Annotated in this window: 18 protein-coding genes; 11 read left to right on the forward strand and 7 right to left on the reverse strand. The window is 72.2% G+C overall.

Going from position 1 to position 25,598, the window contains the following annotated elements; all coding sequences use genetic code 11:
• Positions 1-118: 118 nt before the first annotated feature.
• The gene (locus tag ABD140_RS29020) at positions 119-1,258 is read left to right on the forward strand and encodes a hypothetical protein (protein WP_344244206.1); all 1,140 of its coding nucleotides are present in this window, start codon (positions 119-121) and stop codon (positions 1,256-1,258) included.
• 63 nt (positions 1,259-1,321) lie between these two features.
• Here the strand turns inward: ABD140_RS29020 and ABD140_RS29025 are convergent, their stop codons facing one another.
• Complete coding sequence (locus tag ABD140_RS29025) at positions 1,322-1,972, reverse strand: hypothetical protein (RefSeq protein ID WP_344244207.1); 651 nt, start codon at positions 1,970-1,972, stop codon at positions 1,322-1,324.
• Between the two features lie 330 nt (positions 1,973-2,302).
• On the opposite strand from ABD140_RS29025, the gene ABD140_RS29030 reads away from it, so the two are divergent.
• Both ABD140_RS29030 and ABD140_RS29035 read left to right on the forward strand, forming a co-directional pair.
• Entirely contained in the window at positions 2,303-2,674 is a 372-nt protein-coding gene (locus ABD140_RS29030; RefSeq protein WP_344244208.1) for a hypothetical protein, read from the forward strand.
• Positions 2,675-2,739: 65 nt separating this feature from the next.
• Positions 2,740-3,798 carry a DUF6042 family protein gene (locus tag ABD140_RS29035; protein WP_344244209.1) on the forward strand — a complete coding sequence of 353 codons (1,059 nt, stop codon included), beginning with the start codon at positions 2,740-2,742 and terminating at the stop codon, positions 3,796-3,798.
• Positions 3,799-3,899: 101 nt separating this feature from the next.
• Here ABD140_RS29035 and ABD140_RS29040 read toward each other — a convergent pair whose 3' ends face one another.
• Both ABD140_RS29040 and ABD140_RS29045 read right to left on the reverse strand, forming a co-directional pair.
• Positions 3,900-4,550 carry a hypothetical protein gene (locus ABD140_RS29040; protein WP_344244210.1) on the reverse strand — a complete coding sequence of 217 codons (651 nt, stop codon included), beginning with the start codon at positions 4,548-4,550 and terminating at the stop codon, positions 3,900-3,902.
• A 226-nt stretch (positions 4,551-4,776) separates the two neighbouring features.
• On the reverse strand, positions 4,777-6,519 hold the full coding sequence (locus ABD140_RS29045; RefSeq protein WP_344244211.1) for a thiamine pyrophosphate-dependent enzyme: 1,743 nt from the start codon (positions 6,517-6,519) through the stop codon (positions 4,777-4,779).
• 165 nt (positions 6,520-6,684) lie between these two features.
• Here ABD140_RS29045 and ABD140_RS29050 point away from each other — a divergent pair, with 165 nt between their 5' ends.
• From ABD140_RS29050 to ABD140_RS29060, 3 genes are all read left to right on the forward strand, one after another.
• On the forward strand, positions 6,685-9,807 hold the full coding sequence (locus tag ABD140_RS29050) for an FAD-binding and (Fe-S)-binding domain-containing protein (RefSeq protein ID WP_344244212.1): 3,123 nt from the start codon (positions 6,685-6,687) through the stop codon (positions 9,805-9,807).
• Positions 9,804-10,898 carry an enolase C-terminal domain-like protein gene (locus tag ABD140_RS29055; RefSeq protein WP_344244213.1) on the forward strand — a complete coding sequence of 365 codons (1,095 nt, stop codon included), beginning with the start codon at positions 9,804-9,806 and terminating at the stop codon, positions 10,896-10,898. The genes ABD140_RS29050 and ABD140_RS29055 overlap by 4 nt, the downstream gene beginning before the upstream one ends.
• Before the next feature lie 124 nt (positions 10,899-11,022).
• Positions 11,023-13,284: a HelD family protein gene (locus ABD140_RS29060; protein ID WP_344244214.1), complete on the forward strand. Its 2,262-nt coding sequence runs from the start codon at positions 11,023-11,025 to the stop codon at positions 13,282-13,284.
• Positions 13,285-13,297: 13 nt separating this feature from the next.
• On the opposite strand, the gene ABD140_RS29065 is transcribed toward ABD140_RS29060, so the two are convergent.
• Positions 13,298-16,222, reverse strand: a complete 2,925-nt coding sequence (locus ABD140_RS29065) for an AsmA family protein (protein WP_344244215.1) — start codon at positions 16,220-16,222, stop codon at positions 13,298-13,300.
• A 5-nt stretch (positions 16,223-16,227) separates the two neighbouring features.
• Positions 16,228-16,878 carry a pyridoxamine 5'-phosphate oxidase family protein gene (locus ABD140_RS29070; protein ID WP_344244216.1) on the reverse strand — a complete coding sequence of 217 codons (651 nt, stop codon included), beginning with the start codon at positions 16,876-16,878 and terminating at the stop codon, positions 16,228-16,230.
• Positions 16,879-16,946: 68 nt separating this feature from the next.
• Here ABD140_RS29070 and pdxR point away from each other — a divergent pair, with 68 nt between their 5' ends.
• The 5 genes from pdxR (at position 16,947) to ABD140_RS29095 (ending at position 23,497) form a co-directional block, all read left to right on the forward strand.
• On the forward strand, positions 16,947-18,338 hold the full coding sequence (pdxR, locus tag ABD140_RS29075; RefSeq protein WP_425544164.1) for a MocR-like pyridoxine biosynthesis transcription factor PdxR: 1,392 nt from the start codon (positions 16,947-16,949) through the stop codon (positions 18,336-18,338).
• A 40-nt stretch (positions 18,339-18,378) separates the two neighbouring features.
• On the forward strand, positions 18,379-19,239 hold the full coding sequence (locus tag ABD140_RS29080) for an EamA family transporter (RefSeq protein WP_344244218.1): 861 nt from the start codon (positions 18,379-18,381) through the stop codon (positions 19,237-19,239).
• Between the two features lie 69 nt (positions 19,240-19,308).
• Entirely contained in the window at positions 19,309-20,919 is a 1,611-nt protein-coding gene (locus ABD140_RS29085) for an AMP-binding protein (RefSeq protein ID WP_344244219.1), read from the forward strand.
• A gap of 29 nt (positions 20,920-20,948) precedes the next feature.
• On the forward strand, positions 20,949-22,682 hold the full coding sequence (locus ABD140_RS29090; RefSeq protein WP_344244220.1) for an AMP-dependent synthetase/ligase: 1,734 nt from the start codon (positions 20,949-20,951) through the stop codon (positions 22,680-22,682).
• A gap of 47 nt (positions 22,683-22,729) precedes the next feature.
• The gene (locus ABD140_RS29095; RefSeq protein ID WP_344244221.1) at positions 22,730-23,497 is read left to right on the forward strand and encodes a class I SAM-dependent methyltransferase; all 768 of its coding nucleotides are present in this window, start codon (positions 22,730-22,732) and stop codon (positions 23,495-23,497) included.
• Here ABD140_RS29095 and ABD140_RS29100 read toward each other — a convergent pair.
• The gene (locus tag ABD140_RS29100; RefSeq protein WP_344244222.1) at positions 23,494-24,453 is read right to left on the reverse strand and encodes an alpha/beta hydrolase; all 960 of its coding nucleotides are present in this window, start codon (positions 24,451-24,453) and stop codon (positions 23,494-23,496) included. The genes ABD140_RS29095 and ABD140_RS29100 overlap by 4 nt on opposite strands.
• 113 nt (positions 24,454-24,566) lie before the next feature.
• Entirely contained in the window at positions 24,567-25,598 is a 1,032-nt protein-coding gene (locus ABD140_RS29105; protein ID WP_344244223.1) for a cytochrome d ubiquinol oxidase subunit II, read from the reverse strand.

Genomic DNA, 25,598 nt, shown 5'->3' on the forward strand with positions numbered 1-25,598 from the left:
CGTCGGGGGCGGCCGCCCGGCCGGTTCGCGAGTGCGGCGCCGTCCCGCGCCAGGGCGCCGTAGACGGAAGGGGGGAGCGTGGGTACTTTCGCCGTGGCGGAAGGCGGTGGATCGGGTGGTGATCGCGGAAGAGGACCTGCCCGAGTGGCTCCGCCGCGCCGTCGCTCGCGGCGACTCCCGCGACACCCTCACCCAGGGACGCGCGCTGGCGTGTCTGGCCGCCGCGGTGCTGCCCGCGGATCCCGTCAGGGGCCGCGCTCTCCTCGACCGGGGGCGGGACCTGTCCCTGGCCGACCGCTCCTTCCCGATCCGGGACCTGGTCCTGGCGGAACTGGCACACGCCGCGGCCGAGGGCGGCGACCGCGCCAAGGCCCGGGAACTGGTCCTCGCCAGCCCCGACGAGGGTCGGCGGACGGCGGAGTTCCTGAAACTGATGAGGAGCACCGCTCCGGACGGCGTCCCCCCGCTCGCCGACGAGGCGGAAACGCTCCTCTGGCGCCTGCCCGCCGATGACCGTGCAGCCTTGCCGGCCGCGGAACTGGCGACCCTTCTGGCGCCCCACGACCCCCGCCGCTCCCGCGCCCTCGTCGACTACGCCGAAGGCATCCTCCCGTCGGTCGTCGACCCGGACCGGGCCGCCCGGGTCCTGGCCGAACTGGCGAGGGCGTCGACCGCCCTCGGCGACACCGCGCAAGCGTTCGCCCGCATCGACCGGTCAGCGGCGATCAACGTCGGCCATCCCGACGACCTGGCCCTGCTGCTGACCGAACTGGCGGAGACGGCCGTCGCGGCGGGCGACCGCGACCTGGCCGTCCTCCTGCTGGAAGAGGCCCGCACCCTGCTCGCGGACGCCCCCGACCCCTACATGCGTTTCCTGTGCTCGCTGGAGGTGGCCCGCTCCGCGCGGATCGCAGGAGACGACCGGACGGCCCGCGAGGCCCTCCGGGAGGCCGAGCTCACCGCCCCCGCCGTCGAGGACCCTTACCAGCAGGCCCTCGCCTGGACGGAACTGGCGAGGCTCGCGCCTTCCGAGGACTTCGTCCCGCGAGCCCTCGCGCTCCTCCCGTCCATCGGCTTCCCGGGTTTCGAGATCGAGGTCCTGAGGCGGCTCCCCGCCCCGGTCCACGACCACCTCTCGCGTGCCCTCTCCAGCGGCCCCTGGCCCGTCTGCCTGATCGCCGCCCTCCTCGCCTTCCCCGACCCGGCACCCGAGGTGCTGCTGCGCATAGCGGACGATCTCCTCACCACCGCCCTCTGACCGGACGCGGAAAGCACATCCGGCCCGTGAAGGACCGGTACGCCTTCGCCGGGACGGAACGCGCTACGACGCCGGGGCACCGGCCGCTTCCGACGAACGCCGCGGCGAGCGGAGGAAGCGGATGACGACGAAGACGATGCTCACGGCGGCCGCGACCCCCACGACTCCCTGCCCGATAGCCGTGATCACCTCGTTCCTGCCCGGCGGGATCAGGACCATCTGCACGGCGGCACCGACAGGCACAGTCAGCCGCGCGAGGAGGCCGACCACCCCCGCCCGGTGAGCGCAGGCGCCCACGGCTCCCAGCGGCGCCCCGAAGAGGAGGCCGGCGACCCACCACACGAACTGCTCGTTCCCGACGAAGGAGGACAGAGCACCGCCACTGTCGATCGTCTCCCCAAAAGCGTAGGCCGCCACAGCCACCAACAGGGAGAGAGCCCCGGCCGCGGCCCCTCGAACCAACATCCCAGGAGCGCCGTTCTCGGCCCGGGTCACCAGCCATCCCGCGGCGACCGCCAGCCCCGCCCACGCCCACCCCGAGTCCATCACCACGGCGAGGACCTCCGCGTACGACCAGCCGCCGACCGTGTAGCTCGCACTCTCCAGATCCGCGAACCGATGGGAAAGAGCGTTGGCTCCCGCGGTCGCACCCCCGAAGACCACCCCGACGACAAAAGCACCCACCATCGCCTTGACCAGGCCCGCCGCGTTCATCGTCCCTCTTCTCGCAGGCCGTACCGTCGATGATCCTTCACGGATGCCTCCTTACCGCCCTCGGATCCGTCATTCGGTGGGCGGGAATGCGGCGATCCTATAGACGGTGATCAAGCCGAACGATCCGGACTGCCGCAGGTACGGTCGGCCATTCCCGGAAGGAAGGGAATCGTCACCTTGCGGAATCGCTGGTTCAGTGGAAACTCTTGTGTCCGGTGCCGGCTTGGGTGGTCAGGTCGTAGTCGGTGCCCGGGTCCTCCATGAAAGAGAGCCTTCCGGAGGACGTCGAGGACGTCGTCGTCCCCTTGCCAAAATCCGCCGAGGTCGACGGTGAAGGCGGCGGTTCCGGCTTTGAACATCGCCTCTTCCAAGATGCGAGCGATGTCGGTCGGGGAGGATTTCCCCGAATCGGAGAACGGTGCAGGCGTCGGTGTCGGAGGCGTTGGTGAAGGCAAGTCCTCTGGTGAGGGCTTCCGGGGCGTTGATCGGTCCTTCGGTGTGGCCGATCAGCTTCAGGAGGACCTGAGGCGCTTTCGGGCGTTTGCGGGGATCTTTGGCGAGGCACTGGGCGGCGAGGTCGTGCAGCGGACCGGTCAGCCCGCCGAGGTCCGGGCGGCCGGTCATGACGCGGTTCGCAGACGGTGCCGGGCGGGACGCGGGGTGCTGATTCGGGGTGTCGTTATCGTGTGGCGGTGGTGTTGATACGTGCGGAACGGGATGAGGAGTACTTTCCCGATTACGGGACTCTGGTGGTTCGTGAGACGTGAGTGGAAGGGGACGAGGAGGGGTTCGACGGCTCTGACTTCGACGATCCCGACTACGACGGCCCGGTGGGCGAGTTCGATGCCGTCGCCGGCACGTTGGTGTGTGCGGGTGCCGGGTGGCTTCAGGCCAGCAGCGCTGGGGAGGCGGAGCAGGCCGTCACGCTCGAACTGCACGATGCCGAGCCGCCCGCTGACGACGATGCGTGGGACGACGTCGCCGAGACTCCGTTCCTCACCAGGACGGGCCGGGTTCTGCTCGACTATCTGATCCCGGGCCTCGAAGGCGACGGGTTCGTCCTCGCCGGGCCCGGCCTGTACCGGGTGCGGGTCGCGCGGCGGGTCGGCGGGCCGCTGGACTGGTCGCTGCGGTTCTGGCGGGTCGCTGAGACCGCACGGCCGCCCCGGCATCTCAAGCGCACCACCCCGGCCGTGCCGCCGGAGCCCGACGGCTGGGACGAGCTGATCGGCTTCCCTGACCGGGACCTGATCTGGTGGGTGGCGGCCGCCGTCCGGGAGAACGGCTCGACCGCCCTCGCCGAGGTCGACGGTCGGGGCCTCCGCCATCATCGTCCAGAAGGCTGGCTCGATCGGCCGCTGAGCCCTGTCGAGCGGCCAGGCCCCGACGCCGGGGCGTTGACCTACGCCGAGATGGCCTGGCAGCTGGGCGTCTCCGCACCGCGGACCCTGCGCGATCTGCTGCCGCTCTACTTCGCCGCCGGGGTCCTGACCGGTGATCCCGACGGTGTTTTCACCCTCGCCGCCCCCTCGCCTCGGGTCCAAGACGTCTTCCGCCTGTCGGCAGCCGAGCAGTCCCGCCTGACCCAGGCCGCCGACCGGCGGTTCGGCCCGCTGGTCGGCGATCTGATCTTCCAGGCCGTCTGGAGCCCCGACCCGCGCGTCTCGAAGCGGACCCTCCGGGAACGGCTCCTCGTCGACGGCGCCGACCTCGACGCCGCCCTGGCCCGCGCGCCCGCTCTGGGCCTGTCCGTCGACACCCATGCCGACGCGTCGGTGACCCTCACCCGCAATTCCGCCCTTTTATTTCTTGCCGGACGCAACTGAACCGGATGGGTTTCCCCAATGGTCCATGAATAGCGGGTGAGGTTTTTCCGGTGGGTTCCGGCGGCAGGCCGGGGTGATCGCCTGCGGGAGCCCTCTGCGGGTCAGGAGGTGGTGGCGGTGACCTTGATGGCGGGATTGAACTTGAGGGCGCCGTCGAAGGTGATGGTCTCGCCCTCGGTCAGCCGTCCCTGGCAGCGCGGGGTCTGGCCCTCGGCGGTGCCGATCCTGGTCAGGGCGGATGTGGTCTTCAGGGTGGAGGTGGCGTTGGAGTAGGTGCCGGCCACGGACATGACGAAGAAGGCGCAGTCGGGGTTGGAGTTCTGCTCGCTGAAGATGTAGACCGGGGTGGCGGGCGTGTTTCCGAGGTGCGTGACCGTGGTGGTCCCCGTCGCGGCGTTGAAGGCGGTGGCCTTGAAGTAGCTGGGTCCGATGCCGGTGCCCAGCACTCCGAACCACGCCTTTCCGTCGGGGGCGGCGCAGGTGATCTGGTAGTGGGCCGTGAACTTGCCGAGGCTCTGGCCGTAAGTGGTGGACCTGCTCGCCATCGTGCCCTTGAGCGGGATGTTCGCGCAGGTGAAAAGGGTCTGGCCGGCGGCGTTCTTCGCCGTCAGCGGGCCCGAGGTGGTGAAGGAGCCGTCGGCGTTCGGGTTGGCGACCGTCCAGGTCGTGGTCGCGGCCTGCGCGGGAGCGGCCTGCGCCCCCAGGGCGAGCATGGAGGACAGGGCGAGCAGCGGCAGCGTCTTCTTGCGCATTCGATCACTCCTCTCCCGTTTTCACGGGCTTTCGACGATCGGGTTCACGAGGAACCTAGATCACGAAGAGCGGGAAAGGAAGGCCGTATTTACATTTTCCGGCACCGCGTCAAAAGGCTCCTCGCACCATACCCAACGGGTATCGAATGGCGTCGGCGCGATATACCCGTGCCATATGGAGTGGTCGGGTGAGGGGATTCAGCCACCGGCGCCCCGGCGCGGGGCGTCAGTCGCCGAACTGCTGGAGCCTGTCCTTGAACAGGGTCGTGGCGATGGAGACGCGGCGGGGCTGGCCCTTGAGGAAGGCCTGGGTGAACTTCTTGGCCTGCTGGTACTCGACCTTGCCGGGCATGGGCGGCTCGTCGGGGTCGACGTCGATGTCGACGAGGGCGGGGCCGTCGTGCATGAGGGCCTGGACGAGGGTGTTGCGCACGTCCTTGGCCTTGGTGACCTTGGCGCCGAAGCCGCCGCAGGAGCGCGCCCAGGCGGAGAAGTCGGCGATGGGATGGGTGGAGAACCGGACGCCGTGCTCGGGGTAGCCGAGGACCATCTGCTCCCACAGGATCTGGCCGAGGGAGTTGTTGTTGTTGATGACGACCTTGATCGGCAGGCCGTTGTGGACGGCGGTGAGGAACTCGGCCATCAGCATGGAGAAGCCGCCGTCGCCGACGTACGCGATGATCTGGCGGCCGGGGAAGGCGTGCTGCATGGCGATGGCGTAGGGCAGGCCGGGTGCCATCGTCGCGAGGTTGCCCGACAGGTAGAAGCCGCGGCCGCCGCGGATCGTCCAGTGGCGGGCGGCCCAGGTGGCGATGGTCCCGCTGTCGCAGGTGAGGATCGCGTCGTCCGCGGCGAGCTCGTCGATGACGCCCACGACGTACTGGGGGGCGACGGGGTCGCGGTCGGCGTCCTCCAGTGACGTCATCTTCGCCCGCCAGTCGTCCATCTTCTGCTGGTACTTCGTGAGGTGCGAGCGGTCTTCGCGGGTCCGCAGCAGCGGCAGCAGCGCCTGGAGGCCCTCCTTGGCGTCACCGATCATGGGGACCTCGGTGGGCATGCGGACGCCCGCGCGGATGGGGTCGGCTTCGAGCTGGACGACCCGTACCTTGCCGGGTTCGGGCAGGTGCTTGGTGTACGGGAAGTTCGTTCCGATCATGAACAGGGTGTCGCAGTCGTCGATGAGCTCCTCGCCGGGCCGGGTGCCCAGCAGCCCGATCCCGCCGACGGCGAACGGCGAGTCGTCGGGGATGACGCCCTTGCCGGGGAGCGTCTTGATGACGGGGGCGCCCAGCTTGTCGGCGACGGCCAGCACCTCCTCGCGGGCGTGCAGCGCACCGGCTCCGGCCAGCAGGGCGACGCGCCGCCCCTCATTGAGGACCCGCGCCGCCCGTTCCAGGTCCTCCGCGCGCGGCACGCCCGGGGCGGACAGGTAGATCGGCGCACTGGCAGGGGGGCGGGCGGGCGCCACGTGCTGCCACGGGTCGGCGGACGCGTCGGCGACCTGGATGTCGTTGGGGAGGCTCAGGTGGGCCACGCCGCGGCGGGCCAGCGCGGTGCGGACGGCGATGTCCACGACGCCCGGCAGCTGCACTGGGTTGTCGACGATCAGGTTGTACTCGGCCACGTCCGCGTAGAGGTGCTCCAGGTGCACCTCCTGCTGGTAGCCGGTGCCCAGGACGGACGTCTCCTGCATGCCGGTGATCGCGAGCACCGGCGCGTGGTCGAGTTTGGCGTCGTAGAGGCCGTTCAGCAGGTGGATGGCCCCCGGCCCGGAGGTGGCGAGGCAGACGCCGAGCCTGCCGGTGGCCTTGGCGTGGGCGGTGGCCATGAACGCCGCGGCCTCCTCGTGGCGGACGAGCAGGAACCGGATGCGGTCGCGGTGCCGGCGCAGTCCCTCCATGATCCCGTTGATGCCGTCCCCCGGCAGTCCGAAGACGGTGTCGACTCCCCAGTCGATCAGACGTTCCACCAGGTCTTCCGAAGCGATTCGTCCCATGAGGTGCACCATGCCCCGGCCTCGTGGGCTAACACGCTATTTGTCCCATAAGTCAGTAACCATTACTTATGTGGTCGATTGTCCAGAGAAATGGCGGATAGGGGATTGAAGACCGCTCTGCCGTAAGGGAGGACGCCGATGGTCGCCGTGGAACCGTCGCGCACGGGCACCCGCCCGCGCCGCCGCACCGAGCCCGACCTGGAACACCTGGCCCGGACGCTCCGGGAACGGGTGGACGGGGAGGTCCGCTTCGACTCCGGCACCAGGGCCGCCTACTCCACCGACGCCTCCAACTTCCGGCAGGTGCCGCTGGGCGTCGTGGTGCCGCGCACGCCCGAGGCGGCCGCGGAGGCGGTCCTGGCCGCCCGCGACTGCGGCGCCCCCGTGCTCTCCCGCGGCGGCGGCACCAGCCTGGCGGGCCAGTGCACCAACACCGCCGTGGTGATCGACTGGTCGAAGTACTGCACCGCCCTGGAGGCCGTCGACGCCGGGGCCCGCACCTGCGTCGTGCAGTCGGGCATCGTGCTGGACGAGCTGAACCGCCGGCTCGCCCCCGCCGGCCTGCGCTTCGGCCCCGAGCCTGCCACCCATATGAACTGCACCATCGGCGGGATGATCGGCAACAACTCCTGCGGGGCGACGGCCCAGCGCACCGGCAAGGTCGTCGACAACATCGCCCGCCTGGAGGTCCAGACCTACGACGGCACGCGGTTCTGGTGCGGGGAGACCGGCGACGAGGAGTACGCCGCGATCGAGCGTCGAGGCGACCTCCGCGCCGCGATCTACCGGAGGCTGCGCCGCCTGCGGGACGCCTACGCCGGTGAGATCCGCCGCCGCTACCCCGACATCCCGCGCCGCGTCTCGGGCTACAACCTCGACCCCCTGCTCCCCGAGCACGGCTTCGACGTCGCCGGGTTCCTCGTGGGCAGCGAATCCACCCTCGTCACGGTGCTGCGTGCCGAACTCGAACTGGTGCCCGTCATCCGGGAGCGCACCCTGGTGGTGCTCGGCTTCCCCAGCGTCGAACAGGCCGCCGACGCCGTGCCGGCCGTCCTGCCGCACGAGCCGATCGCGCTGGAGGGCCTGGACGCCAAGCTCATCCGCGACGAACAGCTCAAGCACCTCAACCCCAAGGCGCTGGGTGAACTGCCTCCCGGGCACGCGTTCCTGATGGTGCAGTTCGGCGGCGACACCCTGGAAGAGGCCGAGAGCCGCGGCAACGACCTCGTCCGGGCGCTGCGGGGCACCGAACACGCGCCCAGCGTCGCCTTCCTCGACGATCCCGCGCGGGAGGACGAGCTGTGGCACGTCCGGGAGAGCGGGTTGGCCGCCACCGCCCACGTGCCGGGACGGCCCGACACCTTCGAAGGCTGGGAGGATTCGGCGGTCTCACCCGATCGCTTGGGCGACTACCTGCGCCGCCTCAAAGCGCTCTACCGGGAGCTCGGCTACGCGAGCGACACCGGCCCGAGCCTGTACGGGCACTTCGGGCAGGGCTGCGTGCACACCAGGATCCCGTTCGACCTCTACACGGCCGAAGGCGTCGCGACCTACCGCAGGTTCATGCACCGTGCTGCGGACCTGGTCGTGGAGTTCGGAGGCTCCTTCTCCGGAGAGCACGGAGACGGGCAGAGCCGCGGCGAACTGCTGCCCAAGATGTTCGGGCCCGAGCTGATGAAGGCCTTCGGCGAGGTCAAGACGATCTTCGACCCGTGGAACCGGATGAACCCCGGAAAGGTCGTCGCCCCCTACAAGCTGGACGAGAACCTCCGCCTCGGCCCGTCCTGGGAGCCGGACGACCCCCAGGACCTGTACTTCCGCTACCCGCACGACGGGGGATCGTTCGCCGCGGCCGCCGACCGCTGCGTCGGCGTCGGCCGATGCCGCCAGCACACCAACGCCAAGGACTCGGTGATGTGCCCCTCCTACCAGGTGACGAAGGAGGAAGAGCACTCCACGCGGGGCCGCGCCCGGCTGCTGTTCGAGATGCTCGGCGGCCACCGGGACGGCACGATCGGGGACGGATGGCGCTCCGAGGCGGTCAAACACGCCCTGGACCTGTGCCTGTCCTGCAAGGGCTGCAAGACCGACTGCCCCGCCAACGTCGACATGGCCACGTACAAGGCGGAGTTCCTGGCCCACCACTACCGGGGCCGCCAGTGGCGCCGCCCGCTGTCGGACCTGACGCTGGGATGGCTGCCGGTGCTGGCCCGGCTCGTCGGCGCCGTTCGGCTCGGCCCCGCCGTCAACACGATCACCCACACGCCCCTGCTCTCCCGGCTGGCCGCGGCCGCCGCCGGAGTGGAGAACCGGGAGCTCCCGCTGTTCGCGGACGGGACGTTCCGCCAGTGGTACGCCCGCAGGGGACCGCGCGGCGAGGGGGAGCGCGGCACCGTCCTGCTGTGGCCCGACACCTTCACCGACTGCTTCCACCCCAACGTGGGCCGGGCCGCCGTCGAGGTGATGGAGGAGGCCGGGTGGCGGGTCGAACTGCCGGACGGGCCGCTGTGCTGCGGCCTGACCTGGATCTCCACCGGCCAGCTCGCCACGGCCAAGAAGGTACTGGGCCGCACGGTGCACGCCCTGGCCGGGCACCTGCACGAGGGAGGGCTGGTCGTCGGCCTCGAACCGAGCTGCACCGCCGTCTTCCGCTCCGACGCCGCCGAGCTGTTCCCCGGCGACCACGACGTCCGGCGCCTGCGCGAGCAGACCGTCACGCTGGCCGAGCTCCTCACCGGGCACAGCCCCGGCTACCGGCCTCCGGCGGTGCCGCCCGGCGCGTCCGAGGCGCTGGCGCAGGTGCACTGCCACCAGCACGCGGTGCTGGGCTGGGACGCCGACCGCGCCCTGCTGGAGGAGGCCGGAGTGCAGGTGGAACGGCTGGAGTCCGGCTGCTGCGGACTGGCCGGGAACTTCGGCTTCGAGCGCGGCCACCGGAAGGTGAGCGAGGACTGCGCCGAACGCGTCATGCTGCCGCGCATACGCGACTCCTATCCCGAGACCGTCGTGCTGGCCGACGGCTTCAGCTGCCGCACCCAGATCCACGAACTCGCTGGCAGCGGACACGAGGGGGTGCATCTGGCCGAACTCCTGGACGCGGCCCTGCCTCGGCACAACATCGAGCGGGCTGGACACCCGCCGGTACGCGCCGCAATCCGCCCCGAGCCCCCGGGGAGAACGGCGCGGACCATCGCCCTGGCCGCCACCGCCACGGCCGTGGGCGCCGCCGTGGCCTCGGTGCTGCGGAGGCTGCGCCGGTGAGGGACGCGCCGGTGGAGGAGATCCGCAGCGCCGCCTACACGTTCCCCACGGACGGTCCGGAATCCGACGGGACGTTCGCCTGGGATTCCACCACGATCGTCGTGGTGGAGGCGGCCGCCGCGGGATGCCGCGGCCTCGGATACACCTACGGTTCCGCCGCGGTGAGCCGGCTGGTCGAGGAGACGCTCGCCAGGCCGGTACGCGGCATGCCGGCCTGGGACGTCGGCGCGGCTTGGGCGGCGATGTGGCGGGAACTGCGGAACATCGGGCAGCCCGGCATCGGGGCGATGGCGGTCTCGGCGGTCGACAGCGCGTTGTGGGACTTGAAGGCGCGGCTCTTGGACGTCCCGCTGGCCGTGGCTCTCGACGCCGTCCACGGATCGGTCCCGGTCTACGGAAGCGGCGGCTTCACGTCGTACTCGGACGAACGGCTGGCGGAGCAGCTCGGCGGGTGGGCCGCTGCCGGGATCCCGTGCGTGAAGATGAAGGTGGGCCGGGACCCGGAACGCGACGGGCACCGTGTGGAGGTGGCCCGCCGCGCCATCGGCGACGCGGTGGAGCTGTTCGTCGACGCGAACGGCGCGTACCGGCGGAAGGAGGCGCTGGAGTGGGCGCGGCGGTTCGCCGAGGCCGGGGTGCGGTGGCTGGAGGAGCCAGTGAGCTCCGACGACCTGGAGGGGCTGCGGCTGATCCGGGACACCGGGCCGTCCGGGCTGGAGATCGCGGCGGGGGAGTACGGCTACCGGATACCGGACTTCCGGCGGCTGCTCGAAGCGGGTGCCGTCGACTGCCTTCAGGCGGACGTCACGCGCTGCGGCGGGATGACCGGTTTCCAGCGGGTCGGCGCCCTGGCCGACGCGTACGGGACCGACCTGTCCGCGCACTGCGCGCCGCAGCTCAGCGCCCACGCGGGGACGGCGGTCCGGCGTCTCCGGCACGTCGAGTACTTCCACGACCATGTGCGGATCGAGCGCTTGCTCTTCGACGGCGTGCTCGAACCCGTGGGCGGCGTCCTGGTCCCCGACCGCGCCAGGCCCGGCACGGGACTGGAATTCAAACGGGACGACGCGGCGCCCTACCGGACGGCATGACGGAGGGCCGCTGAAAAAGAGAGGAGAAAGGTGTAACGCCGGACGGGGAACGCACGACATACCCGTGGTCACCCGACGCTCTGCGAGAAAGCAGAGACATCCTTCCACTAGGAGTTTATCACACATGCCCATCAGCGCTGTAGAGGAAGAGCAGAGAAAAGTCACGTGGCTCTACGGGCTGCTGGACGCCGCCAGGGCCAGGACGGCGGGTTCGGAGCGGGCCGAGGCCGGTGGCGGCGCGGGGTTCCAGCAGCGTGCGGACCGGGAGACCGCGGTGCACGAGCGGGAGAAGAGGCTGGCGCAGTACGCGGCGGTGGAGCACGGCCTGTGCTTCGGGCGGATCGACCGGAAGGACGACGACACGCTCTACATCGGGCGGGTGGGGCTGCGGGACGAGGAGGGAGAGCCGGCGCTGATCGACTGGCGCGCTCCCGCGGCGCGGCCGTTCTACACCGCCACGGCCGCCGATCCCGGTGAACTCGTGCGGCGGAGGCATCTGCACACGCGGAGGAGGAAGGTCGTCGGGCTGGACGACGAGGTCTTCGACCTGGAGGCGATGAAGCCGGGGGACAAGGCGAACCTCGTGGGGGAGGCGGCGCTGCTCTCCAGCCTCCGGCGGGGGCGTACGGGCCGGATGAGCGATGTCGTCGCCACGATCCAGGCGGAGCAGGACGAGGTCGTCCGGGCCGGGTTCCAGGGGATCCTGGTGGTCCAGGGCGGTCCGGGAACGGGGAAGACCGTGGCGGCCCTGCACCGGGCGGCCTTCCTGCTCTACACCTACCGGGAGACGCTGAGTCGGCGCGGAGTGCTCATCGTGGGGCCCAATCCGACGTTCCTGCGCTACATCGAACGGGTCCTGCCCGGCCTCGGGGAGACGGACGTGGCGCTGTGCACGCTGGGGGCGCTGTACCCGGGAGTGCACGCCACCACCGCGGACACCCCGGAGGTGGAGGCGTCCAAGGGCGACGGGCGGATGGCCGAACGGCTGGAGGCGGCCCTCAAGGCGCGGCAGCGCGTTCCCGAGGACGACGTGACGCTGGAAGCCGACGGGATGCCCGCCACGCTCACCCGTGAAGCCGCCCTGCGCGCACGCGAACACGCCCGTGACGTCCGCGCTCCGCACAACGTCCAGCGGCGCGTGTTCGTCCATGACGTCCTCGCGGCGCTCGCCGAAGACCAGCTGGACCGGATGGAGCGCGAGACCGACGAGCCGCTGCAGCAGCTCCTCGCCGAAGGCGGCCTGAGCAGGGAGCTGCGGGAGCTCCTCGAAGAACCCTCCCGCCTGCGCGAGGACCACGACCTGGAACTGGCCAAGGAGACCCTCTGGGAGGACCCGCAGGTGCGGGGCCTCATCGATTCCCTCTGGCCCGAACTCACCCCGGAGGGCTTCCTCACCGACCTGTACGCCGACCCCGGGGCACTCGACCACATCGGCCGTCCCGAGCTGCGAAGGGAACCGGGAGCCCCCTGGACGGTCGCGGACGTCCCGCTGCTCGACGAGGCGGCCGAGCTCCTCGGCGTGGACGACAGCGCGGACAAGGCCGCGGAACGCCGCGCGGAGCAGCGCCGCCGCGAGGAGGAGCGCTACGCGCGGGGCGTCCTGCAGATCTCCGGCATCACGGAGGTGGACGCCGCGATGCTCGCCGAGCGCCAGCGCGAGGACCGCGGCCCCGTCACGGCCGCCGAGCGGCTCGCCGACCGCGAGTGGGCGTACGGGCACGTCATCGTGGACGAGGCGCAGGAGCTCTCCGCCATGGCGTGGCGCGCGGTGATGCGCCGAGTCCCGGCCAAGTCCATGACGGTCGTCGGCGACCTCGCCCAGACGGGCAGCGCGGCGGGCGCCCGCGACTGGGGCGAGATGCTGGAGCCGTTCGTGGAGGACCGCTGGCGCGAACTGCGCCTGCTCGTCAACTACCGCACCCCCGGCGCGATCATGGCGGTCGCCGAGGACGTCCTGGCGAGCGTCGACCCGGCCGCCGAGGCCCCCCGCTCGGTCCGCGAGGAGGGCGACCCGCCGCAGTCCGTCCGCATGGAGGCCCTGGACGCCCTCCCCGCGCTCGTCGAAGCCGAACTGGAGAGGATCGGCGAAGGCCGCGTGGCCGTCATCACCTCCCGCGCCCGCCGCGAGGAGGCGATCGCGGTCCTCCCCGGAACCCCGTCGGAAGTGACACCCGAAGCCCTCGACCACCCCGTCGTGCTCCTGACGGCGACCGAATCCAAGGGACTGGAGTTCGACTCCGTCCTCCTCGTCGACCCCGACGGCATGCTCACCGAGTCACCGAACGGCGGCCACGACCTCTACGTGGCCATCACCCGCGCCACAAGACGCCTCACCGTCGTCCACTCCGGGCACCTTCCCCCGGAGCTGGCACGGCTCGAAAGCTGAGCCGAGGCGGGGATCAGCGGCGGCCGATGGTCCGGGCGGCGCCCGCGGCGATGGTCGTGGCCAGGATCCAGCCGGCGGCGACCAGGAGGTAGGAGAACCACTGGTAGAGGTCGACGGGGTTGAAGGCGCGCTCCTGGCCGAGGTCCACGATGGGCAGGAGGAGGTCGACGGTGTACATGACGGGGTTGAACGCCGGGTGCTCGTCGGCCTTGATGGGGCGGGGCGGGGAGAGCGCGAACACCACGGAGCCGATCGCGACGAGGAGGGCGAGCCAGGCGGCGGCGCGGGCCGGCTGGTAGCCGTAGCCGACGGTGAGGTCCTGGAGGCCGCTCCACACCCGGCCCGCGCCGGAGGCGGTGCGGCCCTGGCGGCGTTCGCGGGCCAGCAGGACGGTCTGGGCGTGGTGCTGCTGGCCGAGCGCGGTGTAGTGGGCGGCGAGCTGCTCGTACGGCTGGGGCTGGAAGCCGCGCGGGTCGCGGGCCAGCCAGTCCAGCCGGGCCTGCGGGTCGAGGCGCGGCTCCAGCGCCTCGTAGGTCAGGCCGTCCAGCTCGATCGCCTCCGGCCAGCGCGCCGTGTCGTCCTCCAGGATGCCCAGGCGGGCGTGGCTGAGCTGGACGGTGCCCGTCAGGCGGGCGGGGTGGAGCACCAGGCGGCCCGCCTGCAGGCCCTTGGCCTGCAGCGCGCGTCCGTCCGGCTGCTCGTGGACGGTCTCGCGGAGCTGGAGGGTGCGGCCGATGCGGGCCTCGGCGGCGCGCAGCGCCCCGGTGAAGACGGTCCGCTCCAGGAACACGTCGCCGACGACCTCGGCGAGCGACAGCCGCAGCGCGACGCCGCCGGGGTTGGTGAACTCGCTCTCCAGGGCGAAGAGCTGGTCGGTGATCCGGGCGCCGCGCAGGTTGAACTCCCCGGTGAGGCGGGCGCCGTGCAGCCGCAGGGTGCGGGTGTGCAGGCCGTCGGCGACGATCGAGTGCTCGCCGTCTCCGGCCAGCCGCGCCCCGTCGAGGTAGGTCTGCCCGGTGACCTGGGTGCCGCGCAGCACGATCCGCCCGTCGGCGGCGAGCCCGCTCAGCAGCAGGCCGCCCGCGGTCATCCAGCTGGCCAGGAGGGCCGGGTCCGCTCCGGCCGCGGTGAGGTGGGCGTCGGCGAGTTCGACGACCCCGGAGAACTGGGAGCCGCGCAGCGAGACCTTCCCCTCGGCGCGCAACCGCGCCATGCGGGCGTTGACGGCGCTCAGCCCCTCGCCGCTGAACGCGCGGCCTTCGCCGTCGGAGACGAAGACGGCGTCCTCGGCGGACAGGTCGGCGGTGATCTGCGCGTTGCGCAGCGCGATCCGGCCCCGCGCGTGCGTCCGGTTGAGCAGCACCTGCCCGGCGGCGAGCCCGTTGCACAGCAGCGCCATCCCGTCGTGGTCGCCGGTGATCCGCGTCCCGATCAGCCGGAAGTCCCCGGCGACCTGGGCGCCGCGCAGGGAGACGCGGCCCGCGAACACGGCCTCGTCGGCGACGAAGTGCACCGCCTGCAGCCCGGCCGCGGCCACGGCCCGCCCCTGGCCGTCGGCGCCGATCCGCGCCTCGGAGAGCAGCACGTCACCGGAGATCTGGCCGCCCAGCAGCGACACCCGCCCCGCGGCGGTCAGCCCGTCGGCGGCGAGCTCCCCGGCGGTCAGGCCGTCGGCGGACAGGGACAGCCCGTCGTCGGCGCCCAGCGACGCGCCGACCAGCTCCAGTTCCCGCGTGAGCTGGGCGTTGTCGAAGACCAGGAGGCCGCGGGCCTGGAGATCGCGGGCCTGGACCTTGCCCGCGACGAGGCCGGAGGCGTCCAGGGCGCGGCCGTCGGTGTCCAGCCGGGCCTCGCCCAGGTCGAGGTCGCCGGTGACGCGGGCGTCGACGAGGGAGAGGAGGCCGTCGGCGTGGAGGCGGGAGAGGCGGGCCGCCGTCGCGGTCATGCCGTCGGCGGCCAGCGCGACGCCGTCCCGCGCGGCCTCCAGCCGGGCGCCGGAGAGCTCCAGGTCGCCGGTGAGGCGGGCGTTGACGAGCCGGATCTGCCCGCCTTCGACGACGATGCCGGGGGCGTGCAGGCCGGTCAGGACGGAGGCCTCCAGGTTGAGGGAGCCGTCCTTGAGCACCGCGTCGGAGAGGGTGAGGGGGGCGCGCAGGGCGGCGCCGATGAACCGCACCTCGCCGACGGCCTCGAACCCGTGGTTGAGCCAGAGCGCGCCGTTGGCCTGCAGGCCGCCCGCCGCGATCGCCACCCCGCCCGGGTTGTTGACGGAGGCCGCGCGCAGCGTGATGCTCCCGGCGACGTGGGCGTTGTCCAGGTACAGCGCCCCCCACTGCCCGGCGACGCCGATCACCGCGTCGGAGAGGCGCAGCATGCTGCCGAACCGGGCGTGGGGCAGGCGCACGCTGCCCGTCGCGGTGAACCCCCGGTCGAAGCAGGCGACGCCGGTGACCTGCAGCCCCTCGGCGTGCAGGGCGTCGCCCGCCGGGTCGCACTCCAGCACGGCGCCGGACAGGTGGAGCTCGCCGTCGATCTGGGCGTGGTCCAGGTCGACGCGTCCGGCGACCACCGACTCCTTGAGGGACAGCACGCCGTCCAGCCGCAGCCGGGCCAGGCCGAGGCCGGGCATCCGGCAGCGGGTGAACCGCAGCGTCCGGGTGAGCGACTCCATGAGCTGCGGCGGCTCGTCGAACTCGCACTCGGTGAAGACCAGGGGGAGGTCGATGACGGTGCCGCGCAGCCGCAGCCTGCCGGTGACGCGGGCGCCGCGCAGCCGCAGTCCGGGCACCCCGACGGGCGGGGGCGGGTCGTGCAGCAGGAGGGTGAGGGCGGCGGCGCGGACGGTGCGGTCCTCGGCCTCGCGGAGGTCGACCGGTCGCCCGTCGGCCACCGCGGCGTAGAGCCGGCGTTCGGTTGCGGTGAGATCATCCGGCCCCATATGGCCTATCTTGCAGAAGATCGCGTAGAACGTCCATGGATATGGGCGGGAACGGGGAGCGGCGGGTCGAGCCGCGGGTCGGGCTCCGGCTCGCCGAAGACGGTGCGGACGGGCAGCACCCCGGCCCACACCGGCAGCGCGTAGTCCGCCTCGTCGTCGTTCGGGGGCGCGTCGCGGATCTTCACCGAGGCCTCCTCCAGGGAGAGGGCCAAGACCGCCGTGGCGGCGAGCTCCTTGCGGTCGGGCCGCCGCACCGCGTCCCACTGGCCGGGGGCGAGCTGCTCGGTGATGGCGCGGAGCGCGGCCAGGTGCTCGTCCGGGTCGGTGACGGGGCGGGGCGCGCCGTAGACCATCGCGGAGCGGTAGTTCACCGAGTGGTGCATGGCCGAGCGGGCCAGGACGATGCCGTCCAGCAGGGTGACGGTCACGCAGACCTCGCCCCCGACGCGCAGGGAGCGCGCCCCGGTGGATCCGTGCAGGTAGAGGGTGTCGCCGATGCGCGCGTATGCGGTGGGCACGACCCGCGGCGCGCCGTCCACGACGACGCCGAGGTGGCAGACCAGCCCGGCGTCGAGCACGGCGTACAGGTCTTCCCGCCCGGTCCTGGCGCGTGCCTTGCCCCGGCGGACCCGGGTGCGTTCGGTGGTGGAGAGCATGGCCCCTACAGTGGCGGGAAAGTGGCATCGCGACCATGGCCACTTCCCCCGAGAAAGAGAAGACCACTTTGCCCCGCCCCCGCGCCGACCTGCCCCTTCACCTCGACCGCGGCGCACCCGAGGCGCTGAACGTCCAGCTCTCGCGGGGGCTGCGCGAGCTGATGCGCGCCGGGGTGCTGACCCCGGGCGAGCGGCTGCCCTCCAGCCGCGCGCTCGCCGCCGAACTCGGCCTCAGCCGCACCGTCGTCACCGAGGCCTACCAGCAGCTCTACGCCGAGGGCTGGCTGGAGGGCAGGCACGGCTCCGGCACGTTCGTCGTCCAGGTCGAGCACCCCGCGCCCGCGCCACGGCGTCCCTCGCGCCGGGAGCCTCCGGTGGAACCCCGCGTCTCCCGGGCCGAGGCGAGCGCGGCGGGCCTGCTGGACCTGCGGCCGGGCACGCCCTGGGTGCACGACGTGGACCGCGCCGCCTGGAAGCGGGCCTGGCGCCGGGCGGCCGCCGAGCACCCGCCGGTCGACAGCCCCGACCCGCGCGGCCTGCCGTGGCTGCGCGAGGTCCTCGCCGGCCACCTGCGCCGGGCGCGGGGCGTGGCGGTGCGCCCGGAGAACCTCGTGATCACCCGCGGCACCGGCAACGGCCTCGACCTCGTCGCCGCGCTGCTGGCCGCGGGCGTCCGGGCGGGCGTGGAGGAGCCCGGGTACTCCCGGGCCCGCACCATCCTCCAGGCGCGGGGCGCCGAGGTCGTGCCCTGTCCCGTCGACCACGAGGGCGTCGACGTCGACCGGCTCCCCGACGGGCTGCGGCTGCTCTACACCACGCCCGCGCACCAGTACCCGCTGGGCGGACGGCTGCCGATCGCACGGCGGGAGCGGCTGCTGGCCTGGGCGCGCGCCACGGGGACGTGGATCGTGGAGGACGACTACGACGCCGAGTTCCGCTACGACGTGGCGCCGCTCCCGGCGCTGCACGGCCTGGACCCCGAACGCGTCATCCTGCTGGGGACGCTGGCCAAGACGCTGACGCCCGACCTCGGCATCGGCTGGATCGTCGCGACGCCCGAGCTGGCGACCCGGCTGGCCGCGCTGCGCCGCGCCCTGGTCGACCGCACCGGCGGGACCGTCCAGTACGCGACGGCCGTCCTGCTGGAGAACGGCGACCTGGACCGGCACCTGCGCCGGATGCGGCTGGAGTACGCGCGCCGCCGGGCGCTGGTCATGGAGCACCTGGGGCGGTGGGCGGTCGGCGACACCGCGGGCCTGCACGTCCTCATCCCGCTCGACCCCGCCCGCACCGCCGGGGTCAGGGCGGCGGCCAGGGCGCGCGGCGTGCTGCTGGAGGACCTCACCCGCTACTTCCACGGGGAGCCGTCCGGGCAGGGGCTGGTGCTGGGCTACGGCTCGGTGCCCCTGTCCGGGCTGCGGCGCGGTTGCGAGATCCTCGCCGATCTGCTCCGTGAATAATGCCCGTCATGCTTTTTGTTCCTTACATCCTCTCTCTCCCATGGTGACCGTCCTGGCGCTGACGGCGGCGCTCTTCTACGGGGTGGGCGACTTCCTGGGCGGGGCCGCCTCCCGCCGCGCCACCGCCCTGTCGGTGCTGCTGGTCAGCATCCCCCTGGGGTTTTCCTGCCTGGCGGCGGCCGCGCTGGTGGACGGCGCCGCGCCGGACGCGGCGGGCCTCGGCTGGGGCCTGGCCTCCGGCCTGGCCAGCGGCGCGGGCTTCCTCGCCCTCTACCGTGCCCTGGCGATCGGCCCGATGAGCGTGGTCGCCCCGGTCTCGGCGCTGGCCGGCGCGGTCGTCCCCGTCGCGGCCGGGCTGCTGGACGGCGAGCGCTTCGGCGGCACCGTGCTGTTCGGCGTGCTGCTGTGCGTCGCGGCGATCGGGCTGGTCAGCATGGAATCGGGTGGGGAGGGCGCCTCGCCGTGGGGGTGGGGCGGCGGGCTGTCCCTGGCGCTGATCTCGGGCACGTGCTTCGGCGTCTTCTTCGTGCTGCTCAGCCACGCGGGCGAGGGCGGCGGGCTGTGGCCGCTGGTCCTGTCCCGGGCCGGGGTGCTGACGGTCGTCCTGGGCGCGGCGGCGTTCCTGGTGCTCTCCCGGTCCGGCACGCGGCCCGCGAGACTGCGCGGGCGGACGACCTGGGCGCTGGCGCTGGGCGCGGGCACGCTCGACGTCATCGCCAACGTCGCCTACTTCAAGGCGGTCAACGCCGGGATGCTCAGCATCGTCGGGGTGCTGACGTCCCTGTACCCGGCCGTCACCGTGCTGCTGGCGTGGCTCCTGCACGGCGAGCGGCTGCGGCTCGCGCAGAGATTCGGCCTGCTCATGGCCTTGACAGGGGTGGCGTTGGTCACAGGAGGATGAACCTCGCGTATCGCCTGGGATGTAAGTAATGGTTTACTGTCGCCTAGGCGCGACTAGGAGGACCCCGGGATGACCTCGCAGCTTGACCTGGCCACTGTCTTCGAAGCGATCGCCGCGGCGGTCCCCGAGCGGGACGCGCTCGTCTGGCGGGGCCGCAGATGGTCGTTCGGCGAGATCTCCGGCAGGGTGCGGGCGCTCGCCCGCGTCCTGCACGACCACGGCCTCGGCCGCGACGGCGAGCCGGGTGAGGCCTGGGAGTCCCACCACGACCACCTCGCCCTCTACCTGCACAACAGCCAGGCCTACCTGGAGGGCCTGGTCGGGGCGCACCGGGCGCGCGTGGCGCCCTTCAACGTCAACTACCGCTACGTCGGCGACGAGCTGGAGTACCTGTTCGCCGACGCCAGGCCGAAGGCGATCCTCTACCACGCCACGTACGCGCCGACCCTGGCCGAGGTCCTGCCGCGGCTGAGCACGCGGCCTCTGCTGCTGCAGGTCGCCGACGATTCCGGCAACGACCTGCTGCCGGGCGCGCTGGACTACGAGGAGGCGCTCGCCGCCGCCTCCACCGAGCCCCTGGACGTCGTCCCGGACGGCGACGACCTGCACATCCTCTACACCGGCGGCACGACCGGCATGCCCAAGGGCGTGCTGTGGCGCATCGCCGACCTGGTCGACGGGCCGCTGGGCCTGCGCCGCCGGGACGGGGAGCCGTACGCGTCGGTGGCCGAGGCCGTCGAGGCCGCCGAGGCGCGCAAGACCGCCAAGGTGCTGGTGCTGCCGCCGATGATGCACGGATCGGGCACCTGGGTCTCGCTCGGCGGCTGGCTGGGCGGCGCGACCGTGCTGCTGCCCGACGTCGTCGACCGGCTCGACATCGCGAGCGCCGTGGACCTCCTGGAGCGGGAGGAGGTCTCCCGGATGCCGGTCATCGGCGACGCCTTCGTCCGCCCGCTGGTGGCCGAGCTGGAGAGCAGGCCCCGGGAGCTGCCCCGGCTGCGCCAGATCGTCAACTCCGGCGCCGCGATCAACCCCGTGACCAAGGCGCGGCTGGCCGAGCTGCTGCCGGGCACCCGCATCATCGACATCGTCGGCTCGTCCGAGAGCGGCTTCCAGATCACCCGCACCGGCGGCGCCGACACCCCTTTCCTGCCCGCCCCCGGCGCCGCCGTGCTCAGCGAGGACCGCACCCGGAAGCTGGAGCCGGGCGAGGACGAGCTGGGCTGGCTGGCCAAGGGCGGATCCATCCCGCTGGGCTACCTGGGCGACCCGAAGAAGACCGCCGCGACGTTCGTGCGCATCGGCGACTACCGCTGCGTCGTCCCCGGCGACCGGGCGCGGCTGCGCGCCGACGGGTTCGTCGAGATGCACGGCCGCGACTCCATGACCATCAACACCGGCGGCGAGAAGGTCTTCGCCGAGGAGGTCGAGGCGGTCGTGCGCGCCATCCCCGGCGTGGCCGAGGCGCTGGTGCTGGGCCGCCCCAGCGAGCGCTGGGGCACCGAGATCGTCGCCGTCGTCCGGCTCGCGGAGGAGCTGAGCGACGAGCAGCTCAAAGACGCCTGCGCCGCCCGCCTGGCGCGCTACAAGGTGCCCAAGGGCTTCATCCGGACCGAGGACGGCCTGCGCCTTCCCAACGGCAAGGCCGACTACGCCGCCGCGCGCTCTCTCATCCAGTAGCAGAGAACACTCCAACCGCAGGAGCGAGCATGTCCCCTACCCCCAGGACCCTGGTCGAGGCGTTCCACCTGACCGCGGAGGCGCTGCCGGACGCGGTGGCGCTGCGCACCCCCGGCGACGCCGCCGTCCATACGTGGACCCAGTACGCCGCCGAGGTCGAACGGATCGCTCGCGCCCTGCGCAGACTGGGAGTGCGGGCCGGCGACCGGGTCGCGATGATGCTGACCAACCGGCCGGAGTTCCACTTCGTGGACAGCGCCGCCCTGCACCTGGGCGCGATCCCGTTCTCCATCTACAACACCAGCTCGCCCGAGCAGATCGCCTACATCATCGGCCACGCCGGGCCGAAGGTCGTGGTGGCCGAGAAGCAGTTCATCGGCAGGATCACCGAGGGCGGCGCGGCCTCGGTCGACCACCTGATCGACGTGGCCGACCTCGGCGCACTGGAGACCGACGACGCGTTCGACTTCGAGGCCGCCTGGAGGTCGGTCGACCCCGAGAACGTCGTCACCCTCATCTACACCTCCGGCACCACCGGCCCGCCCAAGGGCGTCGAGGTCACCCACCGCACGGTGCTGGCCAACATCGAGGCCTTCCAGAAGGGCTACCCCGTCCGCCGGGGCGACAACGTCACCTCCTACCTGCCGGCCGCGCACGCCGTGGACCGCATGGGCAGCCACTGGATGCACATGTGGCAGGGCACGGTCGTGACCTGCGTCGCGGACATGACCGGGATCCTCGGCGCGCTCACCGAGGTGCACCCCGACGTCTGGGTCGCGGTCCCGCGCGTGTGGGAGAAGATGAAGAACGGCATCCAGGCGATGCTGGCCGGCGCGGACGAGGACAAGCGCAAGGCCGTCGAGGGCGCCTTCGAGGTGGGGCTGCGCAAGGTGGCGCTGGAGCAGGCGGGCGAGGAGGTGCCCGAGCAGCTCCTGAAGGAGTACGAGTTCGTCGACGAGGTCGTCTTCGCCAACATCCGCGCCCTGCTCGGCCTGGACCGGATGCGCTACGCCTTCTCCGGCGCGGCGGCCATCCCGAAGGAGACGCTGGAGTTCTTCCTCGCGATGGGCCTGAACATCGTCGAGGGCTGGGGCATGACCGAGGTGACCTCCGTGGCCACCTGCAACCCCGTCGGCAGGGCCAAGGTCGGCACGGTCGGCCCGCCGCTGCCCGGCATGGAGGTGAGGCTCGGCGAGGACGGCGAGCTGCTCGTGCGCGGCCCGTGGGTGATGAAGGGCTACCGCAACGACCCGCAGAAGACCGCCGAGACCATCGACGCCGACGGCTGGCTGCACACCGGCGACATCGCCACGATCGACGGGGACGGGTACGTCACCATCGTCGACCGCAAGAAAGAGATCATGATCAACGCGGCGGGCAAGAACATGTCGCCGAGCAACATCGAGAACACCGTCCGGGCGCACTCCCCGCTGCTGGGCGGCATCGTCGTCATCGGCGAGGCCAGGCCCTACAACGTCGCGCTGTTCTCGCTGGACCCCGACGCCGCCGCCGGGCTCGCCCTCAGGCACGGGCTGGAGGCAGACCCGGCCGTCCTGGCCGCCGACGAGCGGGTGGCGGCGGAGGTCCAGGCGGGCGTGGACGCCGCCAACGCCAAGCTCTCCCGGGTCGAGCAGATCAAGAAGTTCGCGATCCTGCCGTCCTACTGGGAGCCGGGCGGCCACGAGCTGACCCCGACCATGAAGCTGCGCCGCCGGCCGATCGCCGAGAAGTACGCCGCGGAGATCGAGGCCCTCTACGCATAGTGGACGCTGAGTGGCGCTGACGTCACGCAGGGTGTACGAATTCCTGCATGACCTATACGCGTCGGCAGCGTTCCAGCCTGCTGTACCAGATCCAGTACGCGATCCGGAATCCCGACCGGATCCGCCCCTACGTGAGCCGGTACGCCCGCGACCTCATGCTGCGCGCGGGCGCACCGGACCATGTGGCCTACTACCGCGAGGTCATGCGGTCGGACGTCACCGAGAAGAGCCCGTACAAAGCGGTCGGCAGCCCGACCGAGGAGAGCTGGCTGCGCAACGGCCTCCTGCAGTTCGAGTACCTCGTCTCGCACGGCCTGGCGCCGCACCACCGGGTGCTGGAGGTCGGCTGCGGCAACCTGCGCGCCGGCTGGCGCATCATCGAGCACCTGGACGCCGGCAACTACTACGGCCTCGACATCTCGCCCGACATCCTGCTCGCCGCCAACGACACCGTCATCCGCTACGAGCTCCAGGACAAGCTGCCCAGCCTCCGCCTGGTCAAGGACCTCACCTTCGGCTGGCTGCCCGACGCGCACTTCGACGTCGTCCACGCGCACAGCGTCTTCTCCCACACCCCGCTGGAGATCGTCGAGGAGTGCTTCGCGCACGTCGGCCGCATCCTGCGCCCCGAGGGCTACTTCGACTTCACCTTCGACCGCACCGAGCTGGCCGAGCACCAGGTGCTGCGCGAGGACTTCTACTACCGCACCGAGACCCTGGTCGACCTGGCGGCCAAGCACGGCCTGCAGGCCAGGTTCATGTACGACTGGGAGAAGAACCCGCACAAGCAGAGCAAGATCCGCATCACCCTCTAGGCCACTTCGGTACTGCGGCGGGCCAGGGGCAGGGCCCGGATGAAGGCGCCGATCTCGGCGATGGACTCCAGCCCCTCGGGGCACAGGTCGGCGAAGATCTGGAAGACGTGGGGCTGGCGGTCCCAGAGCGTCAGCGTCGCCGGGACGCCCGCGGCGCTCAGGCGCTCGGCCATCAGCTCGGCGTCCGCCCGCAGGACCTCGGTCGTGCCCACGTGGATGAGGACGGGCGGGAGGTCGGCCAGGGCGCCGTTGACGGGGGAGTGCAGCGGGTCGGGCACCATGTCGCGCAGGACCAGCTCGCGCAGCAGGCCCAGCCGGTCCCCGGGGATGAAGGCGTCCCGCCGCAGGTTCTCGTGCGCGAGCTTGGCGGCGTCGTCCAGGTCCGTCAGCGGGGAGATCGCGACGATGCCGCCGGGGGCGGGCAGTCCCTCCTGGATCGCCTTCAGCGGGGCGGCCAGGGAGAGGAACCCCCCGGCGGAGTCGCCGGCGACGATGATCTGCTCCGGCCGGTAGCCCCGGTCCAGGAGGTGGCGGTAGGCGGTGACGCAGTCGGCGACGCTGCCGGCGAGGTTGGCCTCGGGAAGCTGGCGGTAGGCCACCGACAGCGCGGGCGCCCCGGCCGCCGCGGAGATGCGGGAGACCATCCGCCGGTGGGTGTTGAGCCCGGCGACCACGAACCCGCCGCCGTGGAAGTACAGGATGATCCGCTCGGAGCGCCCGACGCCGGGCCCGCAGACCAGCTCGGCCTTGAACCCGTCGAAGTCCACCTTCTGCTTCCTGGTCCCGCGCGGCGAGATGAAGAAGAACGCCAGCACGTCGACGAGGTACAGGTAGCGCAGGACCCGGGGCGTGAAGGGCATGCGGTGCATCAGCGGCCGGAGCGTCATCCGCAGGAAGAGCACGAACAACCGCGCCCGCCGGCTGATCCCCTCGCGCATCTCGATGACGGGTGTCATGGACCCTCCGCTCAGCAGGCGCTCGCCGCCTTTCACCGTGCTGGAGCGTCCCACCTGTTGGACGGAGAGTCAATGTTCCGGCCGTCACACCGGCATCCCCCACCGCACCCGGCTCACGGCCCCTCCCCGACGGGTCCCCGGTCAGCGGGTGCCGGAGGCGCTTTCTGGAAGGTGGCGTACAGCCACCACAGGGAGGGCAGGAGGAGCAGGGCGCCCACGGCCAGGGAGCCGAGGGCGGCGGCCAGGACGGCGTCGGTCGCGGCGGCGTCCCGCAGGGTGACGCCCGGCAGCAGCCGCGGGTACTGGCCCAGCGCCCAGCCCCACAGCAGGCCGGTGACGGCGAGCGCGGCGGTGACGCGCACGGCGCGGTAGGCGCGCCACCACAGCAGCGGGAGCGAGGCCACACCGGCCGCGACCGACAGGATCAGCAGGGGCAGGGCCCTGCCGGAGGTCAGCTCGGTGAACAGTCCGGGCGCGTCGGCGCGCAGCACGAGCAGGCCCGCGGCCGACAGCAGCCCGGTGGCGGCGCCGGCGAGCAGGGCGCGGCGGCGGAAGAGCTCGGCCAGCTCCTCGTCTCCGTCCCGCTGCGCGTCGCGGGTCAGGTAGACGGCGGCCAGGTAGGCGGCGGTCCCCACGGCCAGGGCGCCGCTGATGAGCGAGGTGGGGTTGAACCAGCTGGTGACCAGGTGGCCCGCGGCGATGCCGGGCGGCACCCGTCCGGAGGCGATGGCCCCGGCGACCGTGCCCAGGAAGAACGGGGTGAACACCGAGGAGAACGCGAACGTGGCGCCGAACAGGCGCTGCTGCCAGGGCAGGGTGCTGGCCTTGCGGAAGGCGAACGCGGCGCCGCGGGCGATGATGCCCAGCGCCGCCAGGGTCAGCGGGATGTAGAGGGTCGAGGCGATCGCGGCGAACACCGGGGGCACGCCCGTCCAGGCCATGACGATGACGAAGATCAGCCAGACGTGGTTGGTCTCCCAGACGGGGCCGATGGAGTGCTCGATCGCGTCGCGCTGCGGCCGGCCCCGCTCGGCGGTCCCGGCCACCAGGTCCCACACGCCGCCGCCGAAGTCGGCGCCCCCGAACAGCACGTAGGCGGTCAGCCCCACCCACAGCACGACCAGCAGGATCTCGGCCAGCGGCAT

The organism is Actinocorallia libanotica (assembly GCF_039525175.1).
Taxonomy (GTDB): domain Bacteria; phylum Actinomycetota; class Actinomycetes; order Streptosporangiales; family Streptosporangiaceae; genus Actinocorallia; species Actinocorallia libanotica.

Coding starts and splice junctions, on each gene's coding strand:
- ABD140_RS29070 (WP_344244216.1), bottom strand. CDS start 16,878: ATGCTCTCCACCACCGAACGCACCCGGGTCCGCCGGGGCAAGGCACGC.
- ABD140_RS29085 (WP_344244219.1), top strand. CDS start 19,309: ATGACCTCGCAGCTTGACCTGGCCACTGTCTTCGAAGCGATCGCCGCG.
- ABD140_RS29080 (WP_344244218.1), top strand. CDS start 18,379: ATGGTGACCGTCCTGGCGCTGACGGCGGCGCTCTTCTACGGGGTGGGC.
- ABD140_RS29090 (WP_344244220.1), top strand. CDS start 20,949: ATGTCCCCTACCCCCAGGACCCTGGTCGAGGCGTTCCACCTGACCGCG.
- ABD140_RS29095 (WP_344244221.1), top strand. CDS start 22,730: ATGACCTATACGCGTCGGCAGCGTTCCAGCCTGCTGTACCAGATCCAG.
- ABD140_RS29105 (WP_344244223.1), bottom strand. CDS start 25,598: ATGCCGCTGGCCGAGATCCTGCTGGTCGTGCTGTGGGTGGGGCTGACC.
- ABD140_RS29040 (WP_344244210.1), bottom strand. CDS start 4,550: ATGCGCAAGAAGACGCTGCCGCTGCTCGCCCTGTCCTCCATGCTCGCC.
- ABD140_RS29060 (WP_344244214.1), top strand. CDS start 11,023: ATGCCCATCAGCGCTGTAGAGGAAGAGCAGAGAAAAGTCACGTGGCTC.
- ABD140_RS29100 (WP_344244222.1), bottom strand. CDS start 24,453: ATGACACCCGTCATCGAGATGCGCGAGGGGATCAGCCGGCGGGCGCGG.
- ABD140_RS29065 (WP_344244215.1), bottom strand. CDS start 16,222: ATGGGGCCGGATGATCTCACCGCAACCGAACGCCGGCTCTACGCCGCG.
- ABD140_RS29050 (WP_344244212.1), top strand. CDS start 6,685: ATGGTCGCCGTGGAACCGTCGCGCACGGGCACCCGCCCGCGCCGCCGC.
- ABD140_RS29025 (WP_344244207.1), bottom strand. CDS start 1,972: ATGAACGCGGCGGGCCTGGTCAAGGCGATGGTGGGTGCTTTTGTCGTC.